Genomic DNA, 21,798 nt, shown 5'->3' on the forward strand with positions numbered 1-21,798 from the left:
CGTGATGCCATTGCCTGCCGCACTCCAGCGCGAGATGGCGGATCTGCTCGGCGACGCCTGGCGGATCGATGACAGCGAGCGGCTCGCCTACGCCTACGACAACTCGCGCCGGCTTGCGCTTCCCGATGCGGTCGCACTGCCGACCACCACCGCGCAGGTGCAGGCGCTGGTGCGCGCGTGCCGCAGCCATCGGGTGCCGGTGATCGCGCGCGGCCGCGGCACCAACACCACCGGCGCCGCGGTGCCGATCCAGGCCGGCGTCGTGGTCTCGTTCGAGCGCATGGACCGGATCATCGACATCGCGCCCGGTGACCGCTGCGCCGTCGTCCAGCCCGGCGTGATCAACGGCGACCTGCAGACCGCCCTCGACGCGCATGGCCTGTTCTGGCCGCCGGACCCGACCAGTGCCGGGTTCAGCACCATCGGCGGCAACCTGGCCTGCAACGCCGGCGGCCCGCGGGCGGTGAAGTACGGCGCCAGCCGCGACAACGTCCTGGCGCTGACCGCGGTCACCGGCGCGGGCGAGTTGATCCACTGCGGAACGCGCACCACCAAGGGCTCGACCGGCTACGACCTGCAGCGGCTGCTGGTCGGCAGCGAAGGCACCCTGGCCCTGATCGTCGAGGCGTCGCTGCGTTTGACCCCGACACCGGTGGCGCGGCGTGCGCTGCGAGCGGTCTACCGCGATGTCGACAGCGCCGCCCGGGCCGTGGCCCGGTTGATGGCGCAGCCGGTCACGCCCTCGATGCTCGAGTTCATGGACGCCAGCGCCGTGCGACTGGCCCGCGAAATCGGCGGCGCGGATCTTCCTCAATCCGCCGGGGCGCTGCTGATGATCGAGGCGGACGGCGATCCCGCGCACCTTGCCGATGACATCGATTCGTTGCGGCGCGCCGCCTCCGGCGATGGGCTTGTCGCGCTCGACGACGCAGCCGACGAGACCGCTCGGGCGCAGCTCTGGGCCGCGCGCAAGGCACTTTCGCCCGCCTTGCGTACGCTGGCGCCGGGCAAGATCAACGAGGACGTCGTGGTGCCGGTCTCGCGTATCCCGGAACTGGTCCAGGGCGTGCAGCAGCTTTCCGTCGAATGCGGGCTGCCCATCGTCTGCTTCGGCCACGCCGGCAACGGCAACCTGCACGTCAACCTGATGTATGACCCGGCCGACGGCGATCAGGCCGCACGGGCTGCCGCGACGATGTCGCGCGTGTTTGCGCTGGCGGTCGCGCTCGGCGGCACCCTGTCGGGGGAGCATGGCATCGGCCTGGCCAAGCGCGATTTCATGCCTACCGCGATCACCGCGCCCACCCTGGCGCTGATGCGGCAGATCAAGACCGCATTCGATCCGGACGGGATCCTCAATCCCGGCAAGCTGCTGCCGCCGTGACCCATCCCATCGACCCGCGGGCACCGCGCGCGACCACGACCGATAGCGCGCTGGAGGAACTGCTGGTCGACATCCGCGCCTGCCGGATCTGCGAGGTCCACCTGCCATTGGGACCGCGCCCGGTACTGACGGCCGCGCGCAGCGCCCGCCTGCTGATCGCCGGCCAGGCGCCGGGCCGCAAGGTGCATATGAGCGGGGTTCCGTGGGATGACGCCAGCGGCGCGCGCCTGCGGGACTGGCTGGGGATCGACAGCGAAACCTTCTACGACCCGACGCAGGTGGCGATTGTCCCGATCGGCTTCTGCTACCCGGGCAAGGCCGGCTCCGGCGATGCACAGCCGCGGCCGGAATGCCGCGCCACCTGGCATCCGCGCCTGCTGCCGCTGCTGCCGCAGATCCGCCTCAACATCCTGATCGGCCAGTACGCGCAGGCCTATTTCCTCGGGCCAAGCCGGCCGGGAAACCTCACCGCGACGATGCGCCAGTGGCGCGATTTCCTGCCACGCTACCTCCCGCTGCCCCACCCCAGCCCGCGCAACGTGGCGTGGTTCAAGGCCAATCCGTGGTTCGAGGGGGAAGTGCTGCCGGAGCTTCGCGAACAGGTCCGCCAGCTGCTGAGCAGCCCTACTTCAGCGGCTTGACCGGCGGCACTTTCACACCGGTGCGGATGGTCATGACGCCGTCGACCTCAATGTACTCGACATCCGGATCGGCCGAGAAGCGGTCCATCAGTTGCGCCGCCGCCTTGCGGTCCAGCGGACGGTCGGTCTTGAAGACATCGGCTTGCACGCCAAGGCGCCGCAACCATTCCATCTCGATGCCGGTCCGGTCCTGCATCGCGTCCAGTCGTTCGCGGGCGGCGTCGGCGTCCCGGCCGGGCGCGGTTCCGTCCCGGTACTTGACGATGAAGCGCTGGAACTGGCTGTCCGCCGGCAACTGATCGAAGTGACTTGGTGTCGCCGCGCCGTCCGAAGCGCCGGGCGCCGCTGCCGCAGTACCCGCCGTGGCTGGACCTGCCGACGATGCACTTGCTGGCGAGTTAGCTGCCGGTGCTGCACTCCCGGCCGGTGCAGTTGCCGGCGCCTTGCCGGAAGAATTGTCGCCAGCGGCCGCGCAGCCGCTCATCGCGACCACCGCAGCGATGGCGAGCAATGCGGCGATTCGCCGGTTCGGGAAATGGGCATTCGTGGCATGCATGCGCTCCTCCAATCCTTGCAGCGGGTCAGGGGCCGATCATGCCCGAAGGGAAGTGAACGCCGGTGGGGCGTGTTCAGAACATCCCCACTTCCAGCCGCGCGGCCTCGGACATCATGTGCTGCGTCCACGGCGGCTCAAACACCAGTTCGACATCCGTATCCACCACGGTCGGGATCAGCTTGAGTTTGTCGCTGACGTCGGACACGAGGACCTCGCCCATGCCGCAGCCCGGCGCGGTCAGCGTCATCCGCACCTCGACCAGCCGCTGGCCGGGTTGCTCGGGATGTGGCAGGACCTTGGCTTCGTAGATCAGGCCCAGATCCACCACGTTGATCGGGATTTCCGGATCGAAACACGTGCGCAGCTGGTGCCAGACGAGCTCCTCAACCGCGTCGTCGTTGGCGCCCTCGGGCAGCACGAGCGGCGGGGTGGGTTCCTTGCCGATCGCGTCGGCGTCCTGCCCGGCGATGCGAAACAGGTTGCCGTCCACGAACACGGTGAAGCTGCCGCCCAGGCCCTGGGTGATGTAACCCACCGACCCGGCCGGGAGTTCGACCTCATCGCCCTGGGGCACGAGGATGGCGGGGCAATCGCGTTCAAAACGGACAGGTTCGCTGCTACGGGAATACATGCGTTCTGGCTGTTGGGTGAAGTCGTACCATTCTAGTCCAATATGCCGGCCGACGCCCACCCGTTATGCTGGGCAGCTGCCTGAGCCGATTGCTTCGATGACCCCTCCCCTGCCTTCGACCGGGCGCGCACGCCGCGCGCCTGCCCGTGTGTTTTCCTGTGTCCTGCTGGCGCTGGGCGTGTTTGGCTTTGCCGCCGCCTGGGTGCTCGTCGCCCTGTCCAGTGGCCGTCTGGGCAGCTGGATGGCCATCCTCGGGGCGATCGACATCGTGATCGTGCTGCGACTGGGCGGCTGGCGTCCGGGCCCGGCGCGTGCCCTGCTCGCCGCCGTTGCCACCGCGTGCATCGCCATCCTCGCCATCTGGTGGATCATCGCCGCCCATCTGGGGGCGATGCTGGGCCTCACGCCGTGGGGCTCGGCGATCCGGCTGGGTTTCCATCACGCCTGGACGCTCGCGGGCATCGCGATCGGCCCGGTTGACCTGCTCTGGATGGCCGCGGCCGTCGTGCTGGCCGCCGTCGCCAGTCGCTGAACCTGGCGTAGCGTTCCACGCGGCAGCCGCGCGATGCCACCGCGGACTGCCGCCAGCCTCAGGCGTCCAGCGCCTTCAGCTCCGACACCAGTGCGCCGACCGCCTCCGCCCCGTCGCCGTAAAGCATGCGGGTGTTGTCGGCGTAGAACAGCGCATTCTCGATGCCCGCAAAACCGGTGCCCTTGCCGCGCTTGATCACCACGGTGTTGCGTGCATTGACCACGTCCAGGATCGGCATCCCGTAGATCGGGCTGGCCGGATCGGTCTTGGCCACCGGGTTGACGACGTCGTTCGCACCGATCACCAGCGCCACGTCAGTCTGCGGGAACTCCGGGTTGATGTCGTCCATGTCCACGATCAGGTCGTAGGGCACGCCGGCCTCGGCCAGCAGGACGTTCATGTGGCCCGGCATGCGTCCGGCCACCGGATGGATCGCGAACTTCACTTTCACCCCGCGATCGATCAGCCGCTGGGCCAGTTCCCACACCTTGTGCTGGGCCTGGGCGACGGCCATGCCATAGCCGGGCACGATCACCACGCGTTCGGCGAAGGCCATCATCGAGGCAACGTCGCCGGCCTCTATCGGCTTCTGCGAGCCGCTGATTTCCTGCGCCTCGCCGGTCGCACCGAAATGCGAGAACAACACGCCGCTGATCGGCCGGTTCATCGCCTTGGCCATCAGGCGGGTCAACAGCATGCCGGCCGCGCCGACCATGGTGCCGGCGATGATCAGCGCCTCGTTGCCGAGCACGAAGCCTTCGAACGCCACCGCCAGGCCGGTCAGCGCGTTGTACAGCGAGATCACGACCGGCATGTCCGCGCCGCCGATCGGCAGGGTCATCAGCACGCCCAGCAGCAGCGCGAGCACGAAGAAGGCAACGATCGCCGGCATCTGCACCGTGGCCACCGCCCAGCCGCCCGCCAGCAGCATGGCCAGGAACACCAGCGCGCTGAGGGCTTGTTGTGCCGGGAAGACGACGCGCCGGTCCAGGCGTCCGTCCAGCTTGGCCCATGCGATCACCGAGCCTGAGAGCGACACCGCGCCGATCGCTGCGCCCAGTACCGCCAGGGTCAGGGTGAAGGTGGACAAGGCCGGCAATGTGCCCGCCAAGGCGGGCGTCGCAACGCCGACCATCGAGGCGGCGCGCAGCAGCTCCACCGCGCCGATCGCTGCCGCGGCACCACCGCCCATGCCGTTGTAGAGCGCGACCATCTGCGGCATGTCGGTGATGGCGACCTTCTTGCCCGATACCCAGGCCGCCACCGTGCCGATGACCAGCGCGGTGACGATCAAGCCCAGGTTGTGCAGGTCCGGCAACAGGAAGGTGGCGGCGGTCGCCACCAGCATGCCCGCGCCGGCCCAGCGGATGCCGCTGCGTGCAGTCTTGGGCGAGGCCATCCGTTGCAGGCCAAGCAGGAACAGCGTGGCAGCGACGAAGTAGCTGCTCGCGGCGACCAGCGACTGCAGTTCGGCCGCGCTCACGCCCGGGCGTCCGCTGCTTTGGACGCTTCGCCGGCCGGTGCACGCTTCATGCTGGGCTTGAACATGTCCAGCATGCGCTCCGTGACCACGTAGCCACCGGCGGCATTGCCCGCGCCCATCAATACGGCGACGAAGCCGATCACTTTCTCCAGCGTGGTATCGGCTTGACCAAGCACCACCATCGCGCCGATCAGCACGATGCCGTGGATGAAGTTGGAACCCGACATCAGCGGCGTGTGCAGAATCACCGGCACCCGCGAAATGATCACATGGCCGGCGATCGCCGCCAGCATGAAGATGTAGAGCATCGCAAACGCCTGCACCATCAGCCCTTCGCCCATCGTTCCTTCCCCGCGCGGTAGTTCCCCATCATAACCACGCATTCAGGCGCGCCGGCAAAGCCGCTGGCCTGCGACCGCAATTCCGCGCGGCCTGTCAACCCGCACCCGCCTCGCGCGTTTCCCTGTCTGCAGCAACCGCTGCGAGCCGCCCCGCGACACGATTGTCGCGAGCGACCGGATGCCGGCCGTATATGCTTGATTTCGTGACCCATGACGCCATCGAACCCCTGCTGCAGACCGCCGTTGAGCCCGACCCGACGGGCGCCCTTGCCGTTGCCGAGGAGCCGGCCCTGCGCGAGCCCAGGACGCTGGACGAGTTCCTCGCACGTCTGGGAACGCGCGCCTTCCGCTTTGCGGAAATCGGCCTGCGACAGCGCGAGGACGCGCTCGACGCGGTGCAGGACGCGATGATGAAGATGATGAACTACCAGGACCGACCGCCGGCGGAGTGGACGCCGCTGTTCTGGAGCATCCTGCGCAGCCGGATCATCGACATCCAGCGTCGGCGGACATTCCGCGTGCGCTGGATGGCGCCAGCGATCGAGCGCGACGACGGCAGCACGCCGGACTGGCCCGATCACGGCCCCGACCCGGCCCGCAATCACGAGGGCCGCGAAGGCTACGCGCGCCTGGTCGATGCGCTGCAGCAATTGCCGCGCCGCCAGCGCGAGGCGTTCAGCCTGCGCATCCTCGAAGAGCTTGACGTGGCGACCACCGCCAAGGCGATGGGCTGCAGCGAGGGCTCGGTGAAAACCCATCTATCCCGTGCACGCACGGCGCTGCAATTGCAGCTGGAGGACTGGAAATGAACCGCTACGCATCGCCGCCGGTCCCGGACCCGCGCAGCAGCCCGCAAGACATGTTCGACGCTCAGGCGCGCGCGCTTCACGCCGACGCGCTCGCGCACGTCTCGCCGCAGGTCCGCCGCCGGCTTCAGCAGGCCCGCCACGCCGCAACGATGGGCGCTTCCCGGAAGCACAGCCGCCTGTGGACATGGGCAGGCAGCGCCGCCGTGCTGGCACTCGCGCTGGGGGCGGGGATCCAGCTGCAGCGCGTGCCGGCTCCGGCGCCGGGCGGCAGCGTCCCTATGGCCTCCACGGCGGCCACTTCGACACGCCAGTCCGCCGATACGGTGGACGCCATCGACAGCGAGGTCAGCGGCCTGCTCGCCGCGCTCGACGAAAACCCGGACTTCTATCTCTGGCTGGCCGCCAACGACGGCGCCCTGTCGCCACCTACGGAGCGTTTCCCATGAACCGTTCAATGCGCTTGACCTGCCTGACGGTGCTGGCCGCCGCGGTGTGCCTGCCGGCGATGGCCTCCGAGCCGACCATGCCCGAATGGGACCAGCTCAGCGCGGAGACCCGCGCCACGCTGATCGCGCCGATCCGCGAGCGCTGGAACAGCCAGCCCGACGGCCGGGAACGGATGCTGCAGCGCGCGCAACGCTGGAGCGAGATGACGCCGGAACAGCGCGGCAAGGCGCGCCACGGCATGGACCGCTGGCACCACATGTCACCCGCCCAACGGCTGGAGGCGCGTGCGCTTTACAGCAAGATGCGGGGAATGAATCCGGACGCTCGCAAGTCACTGCGCGAGCAGTGGCGCAACATGACGCCGGAGCAACGCAAGGCCTGGGTGGAGGCCAACCCGGCGCCGGATAGCGGGGAACGCCCGCGCTGAGTTGACGACCCGGGCCGGCACCGGCTGAGCCGGTCTCGCGCCACGTTGCCGGAGACGGTCGCGCCTCTGCGACGACGACGACGTATTCGCACCGGCGGACCTTCGATCCCGGTGCGGACTGCACCCACCCTTTCGCGTGATGCTCAGGCGCCGGTGGCTTGCCCGGCTGCCGACGCCTGAGGTGAGACGGCCATTGCTGGCGCCTCGGACGCGGCTTCCGGGCGCGACGGCCACACGGTCCTGGCCAGCAATTCATCGTCCCAGTCGAAATCGATCGCCCCGTCGCGGACGAACAGGCTGACGAAATTCAGGACGTTGCGTGCGAACATCTCGCTGGCGTGGGTGGCGCCGCTGCTGGGCAGGTTCAGCGGCCCGGCGACGGTGACACCGCCCACATCGACCGTCTCCCCGGGCCGGGTGGACTCGCAGTTGCCGCCGGTTTCGGCCGCCAGATCGACGATGACGCTGCGCGGCCGCATCCCTGCCACCATCGCCCCGGTGAGGATTTTCGGCGCCGGCCTGCCGGGCACGGCCGCCGTGGTCACCACCACGTCGATTAGCTTGAGGTGTTCACCGAGGCGGCGCTGCTGCTCGGCCCGTTCCTCCTCGGTTAGCTGGCGCGCGTAGCCGCCCTCGCCCGCCGCGCTGACGCCCAGGTCGAGGAATTTGCCGCCGAGCGATTCGATCTGCTCGCGGGTTTCCGGGCGCACGTCGAAACCCTCGACCTGCGCGCCCAGCCGTTTTGCGGTCGCGACCGCCTGCAGGCCGGCAACGCCGGCACCGATAATCAGTACGCGCGACGGGCGGATCGTTCCGGCGGCGGTGGTCAGCATCGGAAAGAACCGGGGCGCCAGCTGGGCACCGAGCAGGACCGCCTTGTAGCCGGCCATGCCGGCCTGCGAGCTGAGTACGTCCATGGCCTGCGCGCGCGTGGTACGCGGCAGGCGCTCCAGCGGAAAAGCGAGCAGCTGCTGCGCGGTGATCGCCTCTGCGCGTGCCGGGTCGGCCTCGGGCGCCAACTGCCCGACCAGCACGGTGCCGGACGCCAGCACCTGCAGCGTCGAGACTGGCGGGCTCTGCACGCAAAGCACGACGTCGGCACCCGTCAGCGCGCTGGCGGCGTCAGCGACCAGCTCGACGCCGGCGCCGACATAGGCCTCGTCGGCGAAACCCGCCGCCCTGCCAGCGCCGCGCTCCATGCGCACGCGCGCGCCCAGCGCGGCGAGTTTCTTCGCCGTTTCGGGAACCAGGGAAACGCGACGTTCGCCGGCCGCGGTTTCGCGGGCGACGCCGATAATGATCGTCATCAGGCATTCCTTGTGCGGGTTCAGCCCATCCTAGCGAATGACGGCGCCTGGGCGCGCCGGAAAACGGGACGGCGGGTGAAACGGCGCGCCTCTACCGCGCTCGCATCGCGAGCCGCTTTGTGCGTGCGCTAGCGCGCCACCGAACCGGCGGCGCGGTCCAGCTGCTCGCGGACGTGCTGCATCGCCTGTTCGAAGGCGGTCGGCTCGCAGCCCACCTCCAGCCGGCCGGCAGCGGCCATCACCGCCAGTTCCTCCACCGTGGCCACCAGGACCCGCAAGCCGCGTCGGTTGACCAGCAGCCTGCGGTCGCTGAGCGGGCTGACCCAGGCGATCTTCGCGGCCAGCGACTCGCCCTTCAGGTCGCTGATCTGCAGCCACGACCCGGCCTCCAGCGCGCGCAGTTCCTCGACCTGCGCCGGCCTGGCGCGCGCGCTGCCGCGCGGATCCAGCCACAGGCTGCGCTCGTCGTCGTCGTCCTGGGCCTGCCGGGGCGGCGGCGGATACAGGTCGCGCGGGGTGTGCGGGTAGACCAGCCCCTTGACCAGCAGCGCGAGCGCGTGCTCCGCCGCGGACTGGTCCAGTCCCGAGCTGGCCAGGCATTCGGCGATGCGCGGCTCCAGCGCCAGCAGGTGATCGGCCAATTCCGAACCGCGGCCTTCCGCCGCCAGGCGGTCGGCAGCCACCAGTGCATCGCCCAAGGATACCGCGTCGACCAGGCGCTCGCGGTCGTCGCCGTCGCGCAGCCAGGTCTGGACCAGGTGATGGCGCCAGGATCCGCGCAGGAACTCGGCGATCGCCGGGCTCAGCGGCGGGGCCGACAGGCGCCGCGCCAGCACGGTATCGGCCTGCTCGCGGGCATGGTTCAGCCGTTCGCGACCGTTGGTGGCCTTGGCCGCACGCTCCTCCTGCAACTCGATCCGGCGCCGCTGCTGCTGCAACAGGGCGTCCAGCTCGCGGTGCGCGGTCTCGAAGATCACCAGGTCCTCAGTGTATTCGGCGACCACCCGCTGGGAAATGGAGGTGGCCCGGTCCAGCAGTTCGCGCTCCTGCGGGGTGTTGCCGGCGTTGCCCGCGACCGCCTCGGTGATCGCATCGAACAGGCGCCGCGCCGGATGGGTCGGGCTGACAAACAGTTGCTGGTCAGTCAGCGCGACCTTGACGTAGGGCAGCACCAGGCGCGCGTACATCCGCCGCGCGCGGTCCTGCAGTTGCTGGCTGCGGAACAGCGCGTCGAACAGCAGGCCGACCAGGTCGATCGCGTCCTCGTCCTCGGCGCTGAAGCTGATCTGTTCCGGATCCAGGCCGAGACGGCGCGAGCCGGTGTTGAGCTGGTCGCGGATCGCGCCCGCCAGGGTGCCGGTACCGGCCAGCGCGCGCGCGAAGACGTCCGCCGGTTCGGCCTGCATCAGCGAGGCGACGTTGACCAGTTCGTCCAGGCGCAACTCGCGGCGCCCCGGCGTGCCGCCCGTGGAAGTGCCGGCCCTGGGAGCGGGCGCCTCGTCGCGGCGACCCTCGCGCCAGGCGTGCAACATAGTGCGCAGCTCGTCCAGCTCGGCCGGCGTCGGGGCCTCGGCGCCGCCACCGGGAGCGCCCGCGCGCCCGTCGCCCCAACCCGCTCCGCCGGCGCCCGTACCAGTGCCGGACGCGGCGTGTCCGCTACCCGCGTGACCATGACCGCCATACGCAGGCTGGCCGGAACCACCTGCAAACCCGGCCGGACCCGCGACGTGCTGGCCCTGCCCCAGACCCCAGCCAGCCGCCCCCTGGGCCGCGTTGGAGTAACCCGTTGCCGGCACCGGCCCCAGCGCTCCGGGCGTTCCACTGGATGCACCAACCGCGGCCGCAGAAGGCGCCGCCGCTGGCGCCTCCGGAGCCTCCGGCAATCCGTAGCCACCGCGCGCGAGCACCGCGTTGGCCGCGTCGTAAAGCTCACCCAAGACGCTGCCCAGCGCCTTGGCGTAGTGCTCGAACAACAGCGTCCGCAGCAGTTCGGGGATCTGCTCGTCTTCAAACGTGTCCACGAAGGCCATCGCCAGGCGGGTAGGGCCCAAGGGGTTCATCGAGGGCTCTGCGCCCAGCGCGCCGGCCAGGATGTCCAGGCGTGCGCCCATCATGTCCAGGCTGGCGCTGTGCCGATGGTCCAGGCTGGCGGCCAGCGCCTGCCCGGCCAGATGGAAATCGATCTGGCCTTCGTCGATCAGCCCCAGTGGAACGTCGACGCTGTCGCGGGCATGCAGCAGGCGGAAATCGTCGAAGCCGCGCGCGATGCCCTGCCGGAAGCGCATCACATGGGCCGCGTGGTGCTGGCGCAGCACCCACAGGGCGGCCTGCGCCTGGTAGACGACCTGCGGCGAATGGTTTGCATCGCCGCCGGCGGTGATGGCCGCCAGCGCGGTATCGATCGCCGGGTAGAATTCGCCCGGCAGCCCGGCCAGGCGCTCCAGCACGAGGCGCTTGATCTCCTCAAGCACCCGCGTGGGATCCACGGGGGTGGAATGGAAACCGCGGGCGGATGGGATAGACACGTGTGCTCCAGACCTGGGTGACGCAGACCGCTGCCCACAAACCTGTATGGGAGCATAGTGGCAATATGGGTCAGGTTTCTCCGCTCAATGTTTGAACTGTGACTTATGACCCCCAAAGCCGATACATCGTATCAACAAGGGCCTTCGCTCGACGCCCTGGATGCTGCGCTGGCGCACCTGGATCGCCGCCGTTCCGTGCCCTTCATGCGCTTGCAGGAGCCCGGGCCGGACCGCGCGGTGTTGCTGCGGCTGCTCGCCAGCGCGACCCGCGTGCCCGACCATGGCGCCCGCGTGCCGTTCCGGTTCATCAGCCTGCGCGGCGATGCCCGGCGGGTGTTCGGCGAGCGCCTGGCCGCGCGCCATCGCCAGGCCGATGCCGAGGCCAGCGAGGGCGCGATTGCCAAGGATCTTGACCGCTACCTGCACGCGCCGCTGATCGTGGTGCTGGTGGCCGAACTGGGCCCGGATCCGAAGATCCCGGAGCAGGAGCGCCTGATGAGCGCCGGGTGCACCGGCTTTGCGCTGCTGCAAGCGGCCCAGGCCGCGGGCTTTGGCGGCTGCTGGTTGACCGGCTGGGCCGCCTACGACCGCGGCGTCGCCGCAATGCTCGGGCTGGCGGACCACGAGCACATCATTGGCTTCATCCACCTGGGCACGCCATCGCAGGAAATCGGCGAGCGTCGCCGCCCCGATCCGGCGGCATTGCTGTCCGAGTGGGTACCTTGAGCCACGCTGGCGTCGCTGCCTCGCCGCGCGCTGCCACGCCGACCCTCTACCTGGTCGATGCCAGCCTGTACGTGTTCCGCGCCTGGCACTCGATGCCCGACGATTTCCGCGGCGCGGATGGCTCGCCGACCAACGCCGTCCACGGATTTGCCCGCTTCCTGCTGGAATTGCTGGATCGCGCCCGCCCGCAGCACATCGCGGTGGCCTTCGACGAGGCGCTGGACTCGTGCTTTCGCAACGCGATCTACCCGGCCTACAAGGCCAACCGCGAACCGGCGCCGGACGCGCTGAAACAACAGTTCGTGCACTGCCGTGAACTGTGCGCCGCGCTTGGCCTGAGCGTGCTCTCCCACCCCGAGTACGAGGCCGACGACCTGATCGGCAGCGCCTGCATCGGCGCGCGTGCGCAGCGGTTCCGCTCGGTGATCGTTTCGGCCGACAAGGACCTGTCGCAGCTGCTGGCTGAGGGGGACGAGCAGTGGGATTTCGCCCGCGGCCAGCGCTGGGGCGCGGACGGCGTGCCCGCGCGCCACGGTGTGGAGGCCCGCCAGATGGCCGACTACCTGGCGCTGACGGGCGATGCGGTCGACAACATTCCGGGAGTGCCGGGCATCGGTGCTAAAACCGCCGCGGCGCTGCTGACGCATTTCGGCAGCCTGGATGCGCTGTTGGAGCGCATCGACGAGGTTCCGTACCTGCGCCTGCGGGGCGCGGCGGCGTGCGCGGCCCGGCTGCGCGAGCATCGCGACCTGGCCCTGCTGTGTCGCCGCTTGTCGACGGTGGCCTGCGACGTGGTCCTGGACGATGCGGGCAGCCACTTCATCCGCGATTCCGCTGATTCCGCCCGCCTGCATGCGCTGTGCGAACGGGTCCGCTTCGGACCGATGACGCGCCGCCGGCTGTACGGCGCTGCCGGGCTGGAATTCAATCCCGGCGCGTGAACAGCGTCGCCGGGAAGGTTTAGCATCCGTCCATGGACAATCCCCTGGACGATCGCGAAAAGCCCGTTGAAACCATCTACGACGGCAAGTGGCTGCGGATGCTGCGCCGCGGCCGCTGGGAGTACGTCGAGCGCACCCACGGCAAGGGCATCGCGGTGATCATCATTGCCGTGACCCCGGCCGATGAGGTGCTGTTCGTGGAGCAGTTCCGCGTGCCGCTGGGTTCGCGCACCATCGAGATGCCGGCCGGGCTGGTCGGCGACGATGACGCCTCCGATACGCTGGCCGCCGCCGCGCATCGCGAACTGGTCGAGGAAACCGGCTGGGAGCCCCGCCGGGTCGAGGTGCTGCTGGTCGGTCCCACTTCGTCTGGGATGAGCAGCGAACGCATCGCCTACGTGCGCGCCCGTGACCTGGTCAAGGTGGGCGAAGGCGGCGGTGTCGGCAATGAGGACATCACCGTCCACCACGTGCCGCGCGAACACGCGCCGGCCTGGCTGATCGAAAAGCAGCGCGAAGGCTTCGAGCTGGACCTCAAGCTGTGGGGCGGCCTGTGGATGATCGACCGCAACCCGGACGGATCGCCCGTCGCGCCCTGACGATCATTGACCGGCGGGCTCGGCAGGCGCGCTGGCCTCAGCCGGCGAACCCGTCGGTGGCACGCACCAGCGAGTCGACGTTCTCGGCCTCGAAGGCCGAATGCCCGGACGCCGGCGAGATGGCCAGCGTCGCCTTCGGCCAGGCCTTGTGCAGGTCCCAGGCGTTCTGCACCGGGCACACCACGTCGTAGCGCCCATGCACGATCACGCCGGGAATGTCGGCGATCGCGCCCACGTCACGCAGCAGCTGGTCATCGACCTCGAAGAAGCCGCCGTTGACGAAGTAGTGGTTCTCGATCCGGGCGAATGCCAGCGCGAACTTCGGGTCCTCGTGGCTGGTGGTGAAGTCGTCGTCGATATGCAGGAAGCTGGTCGCACCTTCCCAGACGCTCCACGCCTTGGCCGCGGCAAGCCGGATGGATTCGTCCGCGCTGGTCAGGCGGCGGTGGTAGGCACTGATCAGGTCGTGTCGCTCGGTGACCGGGATCGCCGCCAAGTAGTGCTCCCACGGTTCCGGGAACAGGCGGCTCGCACCTTCCTGGTAGAACCATTCCAGTTCCCAGCGACGCAGCATGAAGATGCCGCGCAGCACCAGCTCGGTCACGCGCTTGGGGTGCTTCTGCGCATAGGCCAGCGCCAGCGTCGAGCCCCAGCTGCCACCGAAGACCTGCCACTTGTCGATGTCCAGCTTGACCCGCAGCTTCTCGATGTCCTCCACCAGATGCCAGGTCGTGTTGGCGACCAGGTCGGCGTGCGGCGTGGAGCGACCGCTGCCGCGCTGGTCGAACAGGATGATGCGGTAGCGCGCAGGGTCGTGGAACCGGCGCATCTTCGCACTGCATCCGCCACCCGGGCCACCATGCAGCAGCACCACCGGCTTGCCGTCGGGATTGCCGCACTGCTCGTAATACAGCGTGTGGCGTTCGTCGACGCTGAGCGTGCCGGTGTCGTAGGGCTGGATCTCGGGATACAGGGTGCGCATGGGGACTCCGCCGCAGGTTTGACCGGTAATTCTACCCAGCGCCGCCGGTCCCCGCAGCGGCCGGCCGCGGCTTCAGCGCGCGCGACCCAGGCTCACGCGGTCGCGCTGCTCCAGATCGAGGACCGTTTCCAATTCGCCCAGACCGGCCTCCCGCATCAGGGCCCGCACCGCGTTGCCCTGGTCCAGGCCGTGCTCCAGCAGCAGCCAGCCGCCGGAGGCCAGCAGCGCCGGTGCATCGCCAATGATGGTGCGGATGTCGTCCAGTCCGTCGGCACCCGCGGCCAGCGCGCTGCGCGGCTCGAATCGCAGGTCACCCTGGCCCAGATGCGCATCGTCTTCGGCGATATAGGGCGGATTGCTGACGATCAGGTCGAAGCGCATGCCGGCCAGCGGTTGCAGCCAGTCGCCGTGGCAGAATTGCACGTTGCCCAGACCCAGCGCCCGCGCGTTGCCGGCCGCGACTGCCAGCGCGCTCTCGCTGGCGTCGGTGGCGATCACGTGGACCGACGGGCGCTCCATCGCCACGGCGAGGGCGACCGCGCCACTGCCTGTGCCGAGATCTGCAACACGCAGCTTCCGGTCCGCTGGCAGCCGGGCCAGGGTTTGCTCCACCAGCAGCTCGGTTTCCGCCCGCGGGATCAGCGTGGCCGGACTTACCTGCAGGTCGAAGCGCCAGAATCCCCGCTGCCCGGTCAGGTAGGCGACCGGTTCGCCCGCGCGCCGGCGCTCCAGCAGCGCTCCAAATCGCTCCGCGACCGCGTCATCGAGCTCCTCGTCGCCGTGCGCGTACAGCCAGGTACGCGAGCGACCGAGCGCGTGCGCGAGCAGCAACTCCGCCTCGCCCGCACCCGTGCCGGCGCGCGCTTCGCGCAGGATTGAATCGATTCGCGCCATAGGTTCTACCGAACGTTGGAAAGCTGCGGATGCCTGAGGCGGTCCGGCCCAGGCTGGCCATGATAGGCGAGCCCGTCTCGCAGACATCCGGAGGGCGCGGGGTTGATAAGCGCCACCCACGCCGCGATGTCGAAAGGATCGCCGTCACCAGGCGATGTGCGTTTTCGCAAGACCCGCTCTAACGATAGGTAGTGGCTATCGAATCAATCACATCAATCGATTTGATTAATCCCATAGGCGCCACTAACCTGTGATTCGTAGCTTCTTCTCCCCCATCCACTGCAAGAGGATCCAGCGATGTCCCTGATCAATACCGAAATCAAACCGTTCAAGGCCCAGGCATTCAAGAACGGCGAATTCAAGGAAATCACCGAGGCCGACCTGAAGGGCAAGTGGTCGGTGTTCTTCTTCTACCCGGCCAACTTCACCTTTGTCTGCCCGACCGAGCTGGAAGACCTGGCCGACAAGTACGAGGAGTTCCAGAAGCTCGGCGTCGAGATCTACAGCGTCTCCACCGACACCCACTTCTCGCACAAGGCGTGGCACGACACCTCCGAGTCGATCAAGAAGATCAAGTACACGATGATCGGCGACCCGACCGGCACGATCACCCGCAACTTCGACGTGATGATCGAGGAAGTCGGCTTGGCCGACCGCGGTACCTTCGTGATCGACACCGAGGGCAAGATCCAGATCGTCGAGATCAACGCCGGCGGCATCGGCCGCGATGCCAGCGAGCTGCTGCGCAAGGTCAAGGCCGCCCAGTACGTCGCTGCGCACCCCAACGAGGTCTGCCCGGCCAAGTGGAAGGAAGGCGAGAAGACCCTTGCTCCTTCGCTTGATCTGGTTGGCAAGATCTAAACCGCTGCAAGGGCGACGCTGCGGCGTCGCCCAGATGTCCGCCCGGGCGCTGTAGCCGCCCGGGCGCATGATCCGAGCCCCGGGTGTCCTCCACCCGGGTCTCTTCAGGGCTGGTTTCGCCTGATTCCACACCGATCCCACACCCGATCTCGCCGTACGCGAGTGGGTGACGCGTCACCGGTTGCTTGCACAAGCGGCCTGGGCTGAGCCGGATGCTGGAGATATCCACCGGCACCCCCCACCGGCCCCCTCCCCCGGCCCAGGCCGCTCCTGCAAGCATCCACACGCCTTCTTTCCACCTTCAATGGAGCCGTTGCCATGCTCGATGACAGCCTCAAGACCCAGTTGCAGACCTACCTGGAAAACGTGACCCAGCCGATCGAGCTGGTCGCCTGCCTGGACGACAGCGCCAAGCCGCAGGAGCTGCATGCCCTGCTCACCGACATCGCCGCGATGTCCGGGAAGATCACGCTGCGCCGCGATGACGATTCGCAGACGCGCAAGCCCTCCTTCGCGATCAATCGCGTCGGCACCGATATCGGCGTTGCCTTCGCGGCGATCCCGATGGGCCATGAGTTCACCTCTCTGGTGCTGGCGCTGCTCCAGGTCGGCGGCCACCCGGGCAAGATCAGCGATGAGCTGGCCCGGCAGGTGCGCGAGCTGGAGGGCGAGTTCAACTTCGAGACCTTCATGTCGCTGTCCTGCCAGAGCTGCCCGGACACGGTGCAGGCGCTGAACCTGATGAGCGTGCTGAATCCCGCCATCCGCCACGTCGCCGTTGATGGCGCGCTGTTCCAGGACGAAGTGGAGGCCCGCGAGATCATGTCGGTGCCCACCGTGCTGCTCAACGGCGAGGCCTTCGATACCGGGCGCATGACGGTCGAGCAGATCGTCGCCCGGCTCGACACGGGCGCCGGGAAGCGCATGGCCGAGGAGATCAGGACCAAGGCGCCGTTCGAGGTGCTGGTCATCGGCGGCGGTCCCGCCGGAGCGGCGTCGGCCATCTACGCCTCACGCAAGGGCATCCGCACCGGCGTGGTCGCCGAGCGCTTCGGCGGCCAGGTGCTGGACACGATGTCCATCGAGAACTTCATCTCCGTGCCGCACACCGAGGGTCCGAAGTTTGCGGTGGCCATGGAGCAGCACGTGCGCGAGTACGACGTGGACATCATGAACCTGCAGCAGGCGACCAGACTGGTGCCGGCGAGCGAGCCCGGCGGCCTGGTCGAGGTGCAACTGGCCAACGGCGCGTCGCTGAAGTCGCGCAGCGTGGTGCTCGCCACCGGCGCGCGCTGGCGCCAGATGGGCGTGCCCGGCGAGGAGGAGTACCGCAACAAGGGCGTGGCGTACTGCCCGCACTGCGACGGCCCGCTGTACAAGGGCAAGGACGTGGCGGTGATCGGTGGCGGCAACTCCGGCGTGGAGGCCGCGATCGACCTGGCCGGCATCGTCAACCACGTCACCCTGGTGGAGTTCGACAGCCGGTTGCGCGCCGACGAGGTGCTGCAGCGCAAGCTGCGCAGCCTGCCCAACGTCACCATCCTGGTGAGCGCACAAAGCACCGAGGTGCTCGGCGACGGCAAAAAGGTCACCGGACTGGTCTACAAGGACCGCGAGGGTGGCGATATCCACCGCGTGGCGCTCGACGGCATCTTCGTCCAGATCGGCCTGCTGCCCAACACCGAATGGTTGAAGGGCGACCTGGACCTCTCCCCGCGCGGCGAGATCGTCATCGATGAGCGCGGCGCGACTTCGATGCCGGGCGTGTTTGCCGCCGGCGACGCCACCACCGTGCCCTACAAGCAGATCGTGATCGCCATGGGTGCCGGCTCGACCGCCGCGCTGAGCGCGTTCGACTACCTGATCCGCACCCCGGCACCGGCCGAAGCCGCAGCCGCCCTGGCAGCGGCCGCGGACACCGCGGCGGCCTGAGGGCCAACCGTTGCCGCCGCGCCCAACGGCCGGCGGCAGCGGGCCTGGAATCCCCGATGAATCTTCGCGACCTCAGGTACCTCGTCGCCCTGGCCGAACACCGCCACTTCGGCCGCGCCGCGGCGGCCAGCTTCGTCAGCCAGCCCACCCTGTCCACCCAGATCCGCAAGCTGGAAGAGGAGCTGGGCGTAACCCTGGTGGAGCGAGCGCCGCGCAAGGTGATGCTGACCCCCGTCGGTCGCGACATCGTCGAACGCGCCCGGCGCGTGCTGGCGGACGTCGACCAGATGGCCGAGATCGCGCGTCGCAGCCAGGATCCCGACGCCGGTTCGACCCGTCTGGGGATGTTCCCCACCCTGGGGCCCTACCTGCTGCCGCACGTGCTGCCGGGCCTGCGGGAGAAGTTCCCGCGCCTGGAAATGCTGCTGGTGGAGGAGAAGACCGACGCCCTGCTCGAGCGCCTGCGCGAGGGACGGCTGGATGCCGCGCTGCTGGCACTGCCGATCCACGACGACCAACTCCACGTCGAGACCCTGTTCGAGGAACCGTTCCTGCTCGCGGTTCCACGCCAGCACGCGCTGGCCAAGCGCCGCTCGCTGGCCATCGACGACCTCGACCGGATCCCCTTGTTGCTACTCGAGGAAGGCCATTGCCTGCGCGACCAGGCGCTGGATGTGTGCCGCCTGACCGGCGCGGGCGAGCGTGACGGTTTCCGCGCGACCAGCCTGGAAACCCTGCGGCAGATGGTCGCCGCCGGTGTGGGGCTGACCCTGCTGCCGGCGCTGTCGGTGCAACCGCCGGTGCCGCCGTCGCCGGACATCGCGCTGTTGCCTTTCGAGGGCGAGTCGCCGCACCGCACGATCGCCATGGTCTGGCGCAGGACCTCGGCGATGGCCTCGTTGCTGGAGCGCATCGCCGGCCAGCTGCGTGAGCTGCCACCCGGTTTGCTGTTGCCGCCGGCGGAATCCTAGAAACTGCGCAGAACTCCGCCGCAGATCACTCAGACCGCCGGCGCTGCCCCATCCAGCCAGTCAACCTGGTCGTCTTCGAGCGAAACGGGATTGCCGAGTTCCAGCGCGTCGACCACCTCGCGCGCCTGCATCCACGCCGCTTCCGGCACGCAGACCTGGACCAGACCGAACATCGGCAGCTCGCCCATGCCGCCCAGCAGGGCCTCGCCCTTGACGAAAACCGGGATCCCCGCCGCCTCCAGCGCGTGGCGCACCAGGTGGGCATCGATGATGCCGGCGGCTTCATAGACCACCCGCATCATGGGCGGGCTCCGGGGCGGGCAGAGACGTGGCTTCGCATCGCTCCACCATACGCCGCCGCGCGTGAGCGCCAGCAGTCCGGCGACACCGGCTAGACTGGTCGCTTTCCCACGCCGATCCGCGCCGCATGTCCGACTCGACCGCCTCTGCATCCCCTCCTACGGCCGACGCGCCGATCAAGCAGGATTTCGTCCGCCAGATCGTCCGTGACGACATCGCCAGCGGCAAGCACACCGCGATCCGGACGCGCTTTCCGCCCGAGCCCAACGGCTACCTGCACATCGGCCACGCCAAGGCGATCTGCCTCGACTTCGGCATCGCCGACGAATTCGGCGGGGTGTGCAACCTGCGCATGGACGACACCAACCCCTCGCGCGAGGACATCGAGTACGTCACCGCGATCCAGGAGGACGTGCGCTGGCTGGGCTACGAGTGGAACGAGCTGCGCCATTCCTCGGACTATTTCGAGGTCTTCTACCTGGGCGCGGAAAAGCTGATCGAGCAAGGCGATGCGTTCGTCTGCGACCTCACCGCCGAGCAGGTGCGCGAGTATCGCGGCAGCCTGACCGAACCCGGCCGTGAATCGCCCTGGCGCAACCGCAGCGTCGAGGAGAACCTGGACCTGTTCCGGCGCATGCGGGCCGGCGAGTTCGCCGAAGGCGCGCACACCCTGCGCGCAAAGATCGACATGGCCAGCGGCAACATCAACCTGCGCGATCCGGCGATCTACCGCATCCGCCACCTGGCCCACCAGAACACCGGCGACGCCTGGTGCATCTACCCGATGTACGACTACGCGCACGCACTGGGCGACGCGGTCGAAGGCATCACCCACTCGCTGTGCACGCTGGAGTTCGAGGATCACCGTCCGCTCTACGACTGGTGCGTGGACCGGGTCGACCTGGCCGGCCATCCCGAATTGCTGCGCCCGCTGACCGAACAGGGCATGCCGCTGGAGGCCGCCAAGCCGCGCCAGATCGAGTTCTCGCGGCTCAACATCAACTACACCGTGATGAGCAAGCGCAAGCTGATGGCGCTGGTGCAGTCCGGCCTGGTCGACGGCTGGGACGATCCGCGCATGCCCACGCTGCTGGGCCTGCGCCGCCGCGGCTACACGCCCGCGTCGCTGCGCCTGTTCGTCGAGCGCCTGGGCGTGAGCAAGGTGAACTCGGTAATCGATTTCTCGGTGCTGGAAGGCTGCCTGCGTGAGGACCTGGACGTCAACGCTGCACGGCGGATGGCTGTGATCGACCCGCTGCAGGTGACGATCACCAACCTGCAGGACGGTCACAGCGAGTCGCTGGAGTTCCCCAACCATCCGAAGGACGAGTCGTTCGGTAACCGCCAGGTGCCCTTCTCCAATCGCCTGTGGATTGAGCGCGACGATTTCGCCGAAGTGCCGCCCAAGGGCTTCAAGCGTCTGGTGCCCGGCGGCGAGGTCCGCCTGCGCGGCGCAGGCATCATGCGTTGCGATGAAGTCATCAAGGACGCGGACGGTACTGTCATCGAGCTGCGCTGCACGCTGGATCCGGAATCGCGGCCCGGCATGGAAGGCGCCAACCGCAAGATCAAGGGCACCATCCACTGGGTCAGCGCCGAGCACGCGGTGGCCACCGAGGTCCGCCTGTACGACCGCCTGTTCTCGGTCGCCGATCCGGACGACAACAGTGACGGCCAATCCTACGAAGACCACCTCAATCCCGAATCACGCCGCACCGTCACCGGCTATATCGAGCCGGCCGCGGCGGACGCGAAGCCCGAGCAGTCCTGGCAGTTCGAACGCCTGGGCTATTTCGTCGCCGATCGCCACGACCACAGCCCGCAGCGCCCCGTGTTCAACCGCAGCGTCACCCTGCGCGACATCTGGGCAGCCAAGGCGTGACCGATCCCCGGCTGCAGCACCCTGCGCAGCCTGCCAAGGAGTTCCAGCCGATGCTGTACGCCCAGGTGCACCTGACCCTGCCCGCGTGGATTCACGAGGGCATCGATACCAGCGCGCCCTATCTTGGCGATGAGGCGAAGGTCGCCCTGGCAATCGAACTGTCGGCACGCAACATCGAAGCGCGCAGCGGCGGCCCGTTCGGCGCGGCGGTATTCGGCCCCGATGACCGCATCATCTCGGTCGGCGTCAACCGGGTGATCCCGCAGGCGTGCTCGCTGGCGCATGCCGAAACGATGGCCTACATGCTCGCCCAGCAGCGCACCCAGCGCAGCCGACTGAACGAGAGCGAGCCCGGCGTCCGCGCCGGACCGGTCACCCTGGCCACCTCGGCGCAGCCGTGCTGCCAATGCTACGGCGCGACCATCTGGGCCGGCGTGGACCGCTTGCTGATCGGCGCCCGCAGCGAAGACGTCGAAGCGCTGACCCAGTTCGATGAAGGCCCGTTGCCGGCCGACTGGGTCGGCGAACTGACCCGCCGCGGGATCGACGTCGTGCGTGACATCCAGCGCGACGCGGCCTGCGCGGTCCTGAAAGACTATGCCCGCTCCGGCGGGGCGGGCTATTGAC

General features: G+C 68.8%; 23 protein-coding genes. 14 read left to right on the forward strand and 9 right to left on the reverse strand.

What is annotated here, in order from left to right:
- The first annotated feature begins 4 nt into the window (after nt 1-4).
- The gene (locus INQ40_RS10260) at nt 5-1,384 is read left to right on the forward strand and encodes an FAD-linked oxidase C-terminal domain-containing protein (protein ID WP_194340349.1); all 1,380 of its coding nucleotides are present in this window, start codon (nt 5-7) and stop codon (nt 1,382-1,384) included.
- Nucleotides 1,381-2,025 carry a uracil-DNA glycosylase family protein gene (locus INQ40_RS10265; protein ID WP_228481993.1) on the forward strand — a complete coding sequence of 215 codons (645 nt, stop codon included), beginning with the start codon at nt 1,381-1,383 and terminating at the stop codon, nt 2,023-2,025. The genes INQ40_RS10260 and INQ40_RS10265 overlap by 4 nt, the downstream gene beginning before the upstream one ends.
- Here INQ40_RS10265 and INQ40_RS10270 read toward each other — a convergent pair.
- Nucleotides 2,009-2,581: a hypothetical protein gene (locus INQ40_RS10270; RefSeq protein WP_194340350.1), complete on the reverse strand. Its 573-nt coding sequence runs from the start codon at nt 2,579-2,581 to the stop codon at nt 2,009-2,011. The genes INQ40_RS10265 and INQ40_RS10270 overlap by 17 nt on opposite strands.
- A 73-nt stretch (nt 2,582-2,654) precedes the next feature.
- Nucleotides 2,655-3,212, reverse strand: a complete 558-nt coding sequence (gene sufT, locus INQ40_RS10275; RefSeq protein ID WP_194034136.1) for a putative Fe-S cluster assembly protein SufT — start codon at nt 3,210-3,212, stop codon at nt 2,655-2,657.
- A 97-nt stretch (nt 3,213-3,309) separates the two neighbouring features.
- On the opposite strand from sufT, the gene INQ40_RS10280 reads away from it, so the two are divergent.
- A complete protein-coding gene (locus INQ40_RS10280; protein WP_194340351.1) occupies nt 3,310-3,744 on the forward strand; it encodes a hypothetical protein in 435 nt (144 codons plus the stop codon).
- 58 nt (nt 3,745-3,802) lie between these two features.
- On the opposite strand, the gene INQ40_RS10285 is transcribed toward INQ40_RS10280, so the two are convergent.
- On the reverse strand, nt 3,803-5,227 hold the full coding sequence (locus INQ40_RS10285; RefSeq protein WP_194340352.1) for an NAD(P)(+) transhydrogenase (Re/Si-specific) subunit beta: 1,425 nt from the start codon (nt 5,225-5,227) through the stop codon (nt 3,803-3,805).
- Complete coding sequence (locus INQ40_RS10290; protein ID WP_228481994.1) at nt 5,224-5,568, reverse strand: NAD(P) transhydrogenase subunit alpha; 345 nt, start codon at nt 5,566-5,568, stop codon at nt 5,224-5,226. Before INQ40_RS10290 ends, INQ40_RS10285 begins: the two co-directional genes overlap by 4 nt.
- A gap of 191 nt (nt 5,569-5,759) precedes the next feature.
- Here INQ40_RS10290 and INQ40_RS10295 point away from each other — a divergent pair, with 191 nt between their 5' ends.
- From INQ40_RS10295 to INQ40_RS10305, 3 genes are read left to right on the forward strand one after another with little or no spacing between them, the layout of a single operon-like run.
- Nucleotides 5,760-6,377, forward strand: a complete 618-nt coding sequence (locus tag INQ40_RS10295; RefSeq protein ID WP_194340353.1) for an RNA polymerase sigma factor — start codon at nt 5,760-5,762, stop codon at nt 6,375-6,377.
- Nucleotides 6,374-6,823 carry a hypothetical protein gene (locus INQ40_RS10300; protein WP_194340354.1) on the forward strand — a complete coding sequence of 150 codons (450 nt, stop codon included), beginning with the start codon at nt 6,374-6,376 and terminating at the stop codon, nt 6,821-6,823. Before INQ40_RS10295 ends, INQ40_RS10300 begins: the two co-directional genes overlap by 4 nt.
- Nucleotides 6,820-7,251 carry a DUF3106 domain-containing protein gene (locus INQ40_RS10305; protein ID WP_194340355.1) on the forward strand — a complete coding sequence of 144 codons (432 nt, stop codon included), beginning with the start codon at nt 6,820-6,822 and terminating at the stop codon, nt 7,249-7,251. Before INQ40_RS10300 ends, INQ40_RS10305 begins: the two co-directional genes overlap by 4 nt.
- 143 nt (nt 7,252-7,394) lie before the next feature.
- On the opposite strand, the gene INQ40_RS10310 is transcribed toward INQ40_RS10305, so the two are convergent.
- Together INQ40_RS10310 and INQ40_RS10315 are read right to left on the reverse strand one after the other, a co-directional pair.
- Nucleotides 7,395-8,558 (reverse strand): NAD(P) transhydrogenase subunit alpha, encoded by a 1,164-nt coding sequence (locus INQ40_RS10310; RefSeq protein WP_194340356.1) that lies wholly within the window; start codon nt 8,556-8,558, stop codon nt 7,395-7,397.
- A gap of 128 nt (nt 8,559-8,686) precedes the next feature.
- Nucleotides 8,687-11,083, reverse strand: coding sequence for a DUF1631 family protein (locus INQ40_RS10315; protein WP_194340357.1), 2,397 nt, complete (start codon nt 11,081-11,083; stop codon nt 8,687-8,689).
- Between the two features lie 204 nt (nt 11,084-11,287).
- Between INQ40_RS10315 and INQ40_RS10320 the strand changes: the two genes are divergently transcribed.
- Genes INQ40_RS10320 through INQ40_RS10330 form a run of 3 tightly spaced genes read left to right on the forward strand, consistent with a single transcriptional unit; the run spans nt 11,288 to nt 13,349 of the window.
- The gene (locus INQ40_RS10320; protein WP_228482204.1) at nt 11,288-11,809 is read left to right on the forward strand and encodes a nitroreductase; all 522 of its coding nucleotides are present in this window, start codon (nt 11,288-11,290) and stop codon (nt 11,807-11,809) included.
- Complete coding sequence (locus tag INQ40_RS10325) at nt 11,806-12,750, forward strand: 5'-3' exonuclease H3TH domain-containing protein (RefSeq protein WP_228481995.1); 945 nt, start codon at nt 11,806-11,808, stop codon at nt 12,748-12,750. Before INQ40_RS10320 ends, INQ40_RS10325 begins: the two co-directional genes overlap by 4 nt.
- 32 nt (nt 12,751-12,782) lie before the next feature.
- Nucleotides 12,783-13,349 carry an NUDIX hydrolase gene (locus INQ40_RS10330; RefSeq protein WP_194340359.1) on the forward strand — a complete coding sequence of 189 codons (567 nt, stop codon included), beginning with the start codon at nt 12,783-12,785 and terminating at the stop codon, nt 13,347-13,349.
- A gap of 37 nt (nt 13,350-13,386) precedes the next feature.
- Here the strand turns inward: INQ40_RS10330 and pip are convergent, their stop codons facing one another.
- Nucleotides 13,387-14,331 (reverse strand): prolyl aminopeptidase, encoded by a 945-nt coding sequence (gene pip, locus INQ40_RS10335; protein WP_194340360.1) that lies wholly within the window; start codon nt 14,329-14,331, stop codon nt 13,387-13,389.
- Between the two features lie 72 nt (nt 14,332-14,403).
- Nucleotides 14,404-15,225: a peptide chain release factor N(5)-glutamine methyltransferase gene (gene prmC, locus INQ40_RS10340; protein WP_194340361.1), complete on the reverse strand. Its 822-nt coding sequence runs from the start codon at nt 15,223-15,225 to the stop codon at nt 14,404-14,406.
- Between the two features lie 297 nt (nt 15,226-15,522).
- Between prmC and ahpC the strand changes: the two genes are divergently transcribed.
- The 3 genes from ahpC (at nt 15,523) to INQ40_RS10355 (ending at nt 18,989) form a co-directional block, all read left to right on the forward strand.
- On the forward strand, nt 15,523-16,086 hold the full coding sequence (ahpC, locus tag INQ40_RS10345) for an alkyl hydroperoxide reductase subunit C (RefSeq protein WP_193984314.1): 564 nt from the start codon (nt 15,523-15,525) through the stop codon (nt 16,084-16,086).
- Between the two features lie 318 nt (nt 16,087-16,404).
- Nucleotides 16,405-18,018, forward strand: coding sequence for an alkyl hydroperoxide reductase subunit F (gene ahpF, locus INQ40_RS10350; RefSeq protein WP_194340362.1), 1,614 nt, complete (start codon nt 16,405-16,407; stop codon nt 18,016-18,018).
- A gap of 56 nt (nt 18,019-18,074) precedes the next feature.
- A complete protein-coding gene (locus INQ40_RS10355; protein WP_194340363.1) occupies nt 18,075-18,989 on the forward strand; it encodes a LysR substrate-binding domain-containing protein in 915 nt (304 codons plus the stop codon).
- Between the two features lie 29 nt (nt 18,990-19,018).
- Here INQ40_RS10355 and INQ40_RS10360 read toward each other — a convergent pair whose 3' ends face one another.
- A complete protein-coding gene (locus INQ40_RS10360) occupies nt 19,019-19,288 on the reverse strand; it encodes a DUF2007 domain-containing protein (protein WP_194342523.1) in 270 nt (89 codons plus the stop codon).
- 128 nt (nt 19,289-19,416) lie between these two features.
- On the opposite strand from INQ40_RS10360, the gene INQ40_RS10365 reads away from it, so the two are divergent.
- Nucleotides 19,417-21,171, forward strand: a complete 1,755-nt coding sequence (locus INQ40_RS10365) for a glutamine--tRNA ligase/YqeY domain fusion protein (protein ID WP_194340364.1) — start codon at nt 19,417-19,419, stop codon at nt 21,169-21,171.
- Between the two features lie 50 nt (nt 21,172-21,221).
- Nucleotides 21,222-21,797, forward strand: coding sequence for a nucleoside deaminase (locus INQ40_RS10370; protein WP_194342524.1), 576 nt, complete (start codon nt 21,222-21,224; stop codon nt 21,795-21,797).
- The last annotated feature ends 1 nt before the right edge of the window (nt 21,798 follow it).

The organism is Lysobacter sp. H21R4 (assembly GCF_015277535.1).
Lineage (GTDB): Bacteria > Pseudomonadota > Gammaproteobacteria > Xanthomonadales > Xanthomonadaceae > Novilysobacter > Novilysobacter ciconiae.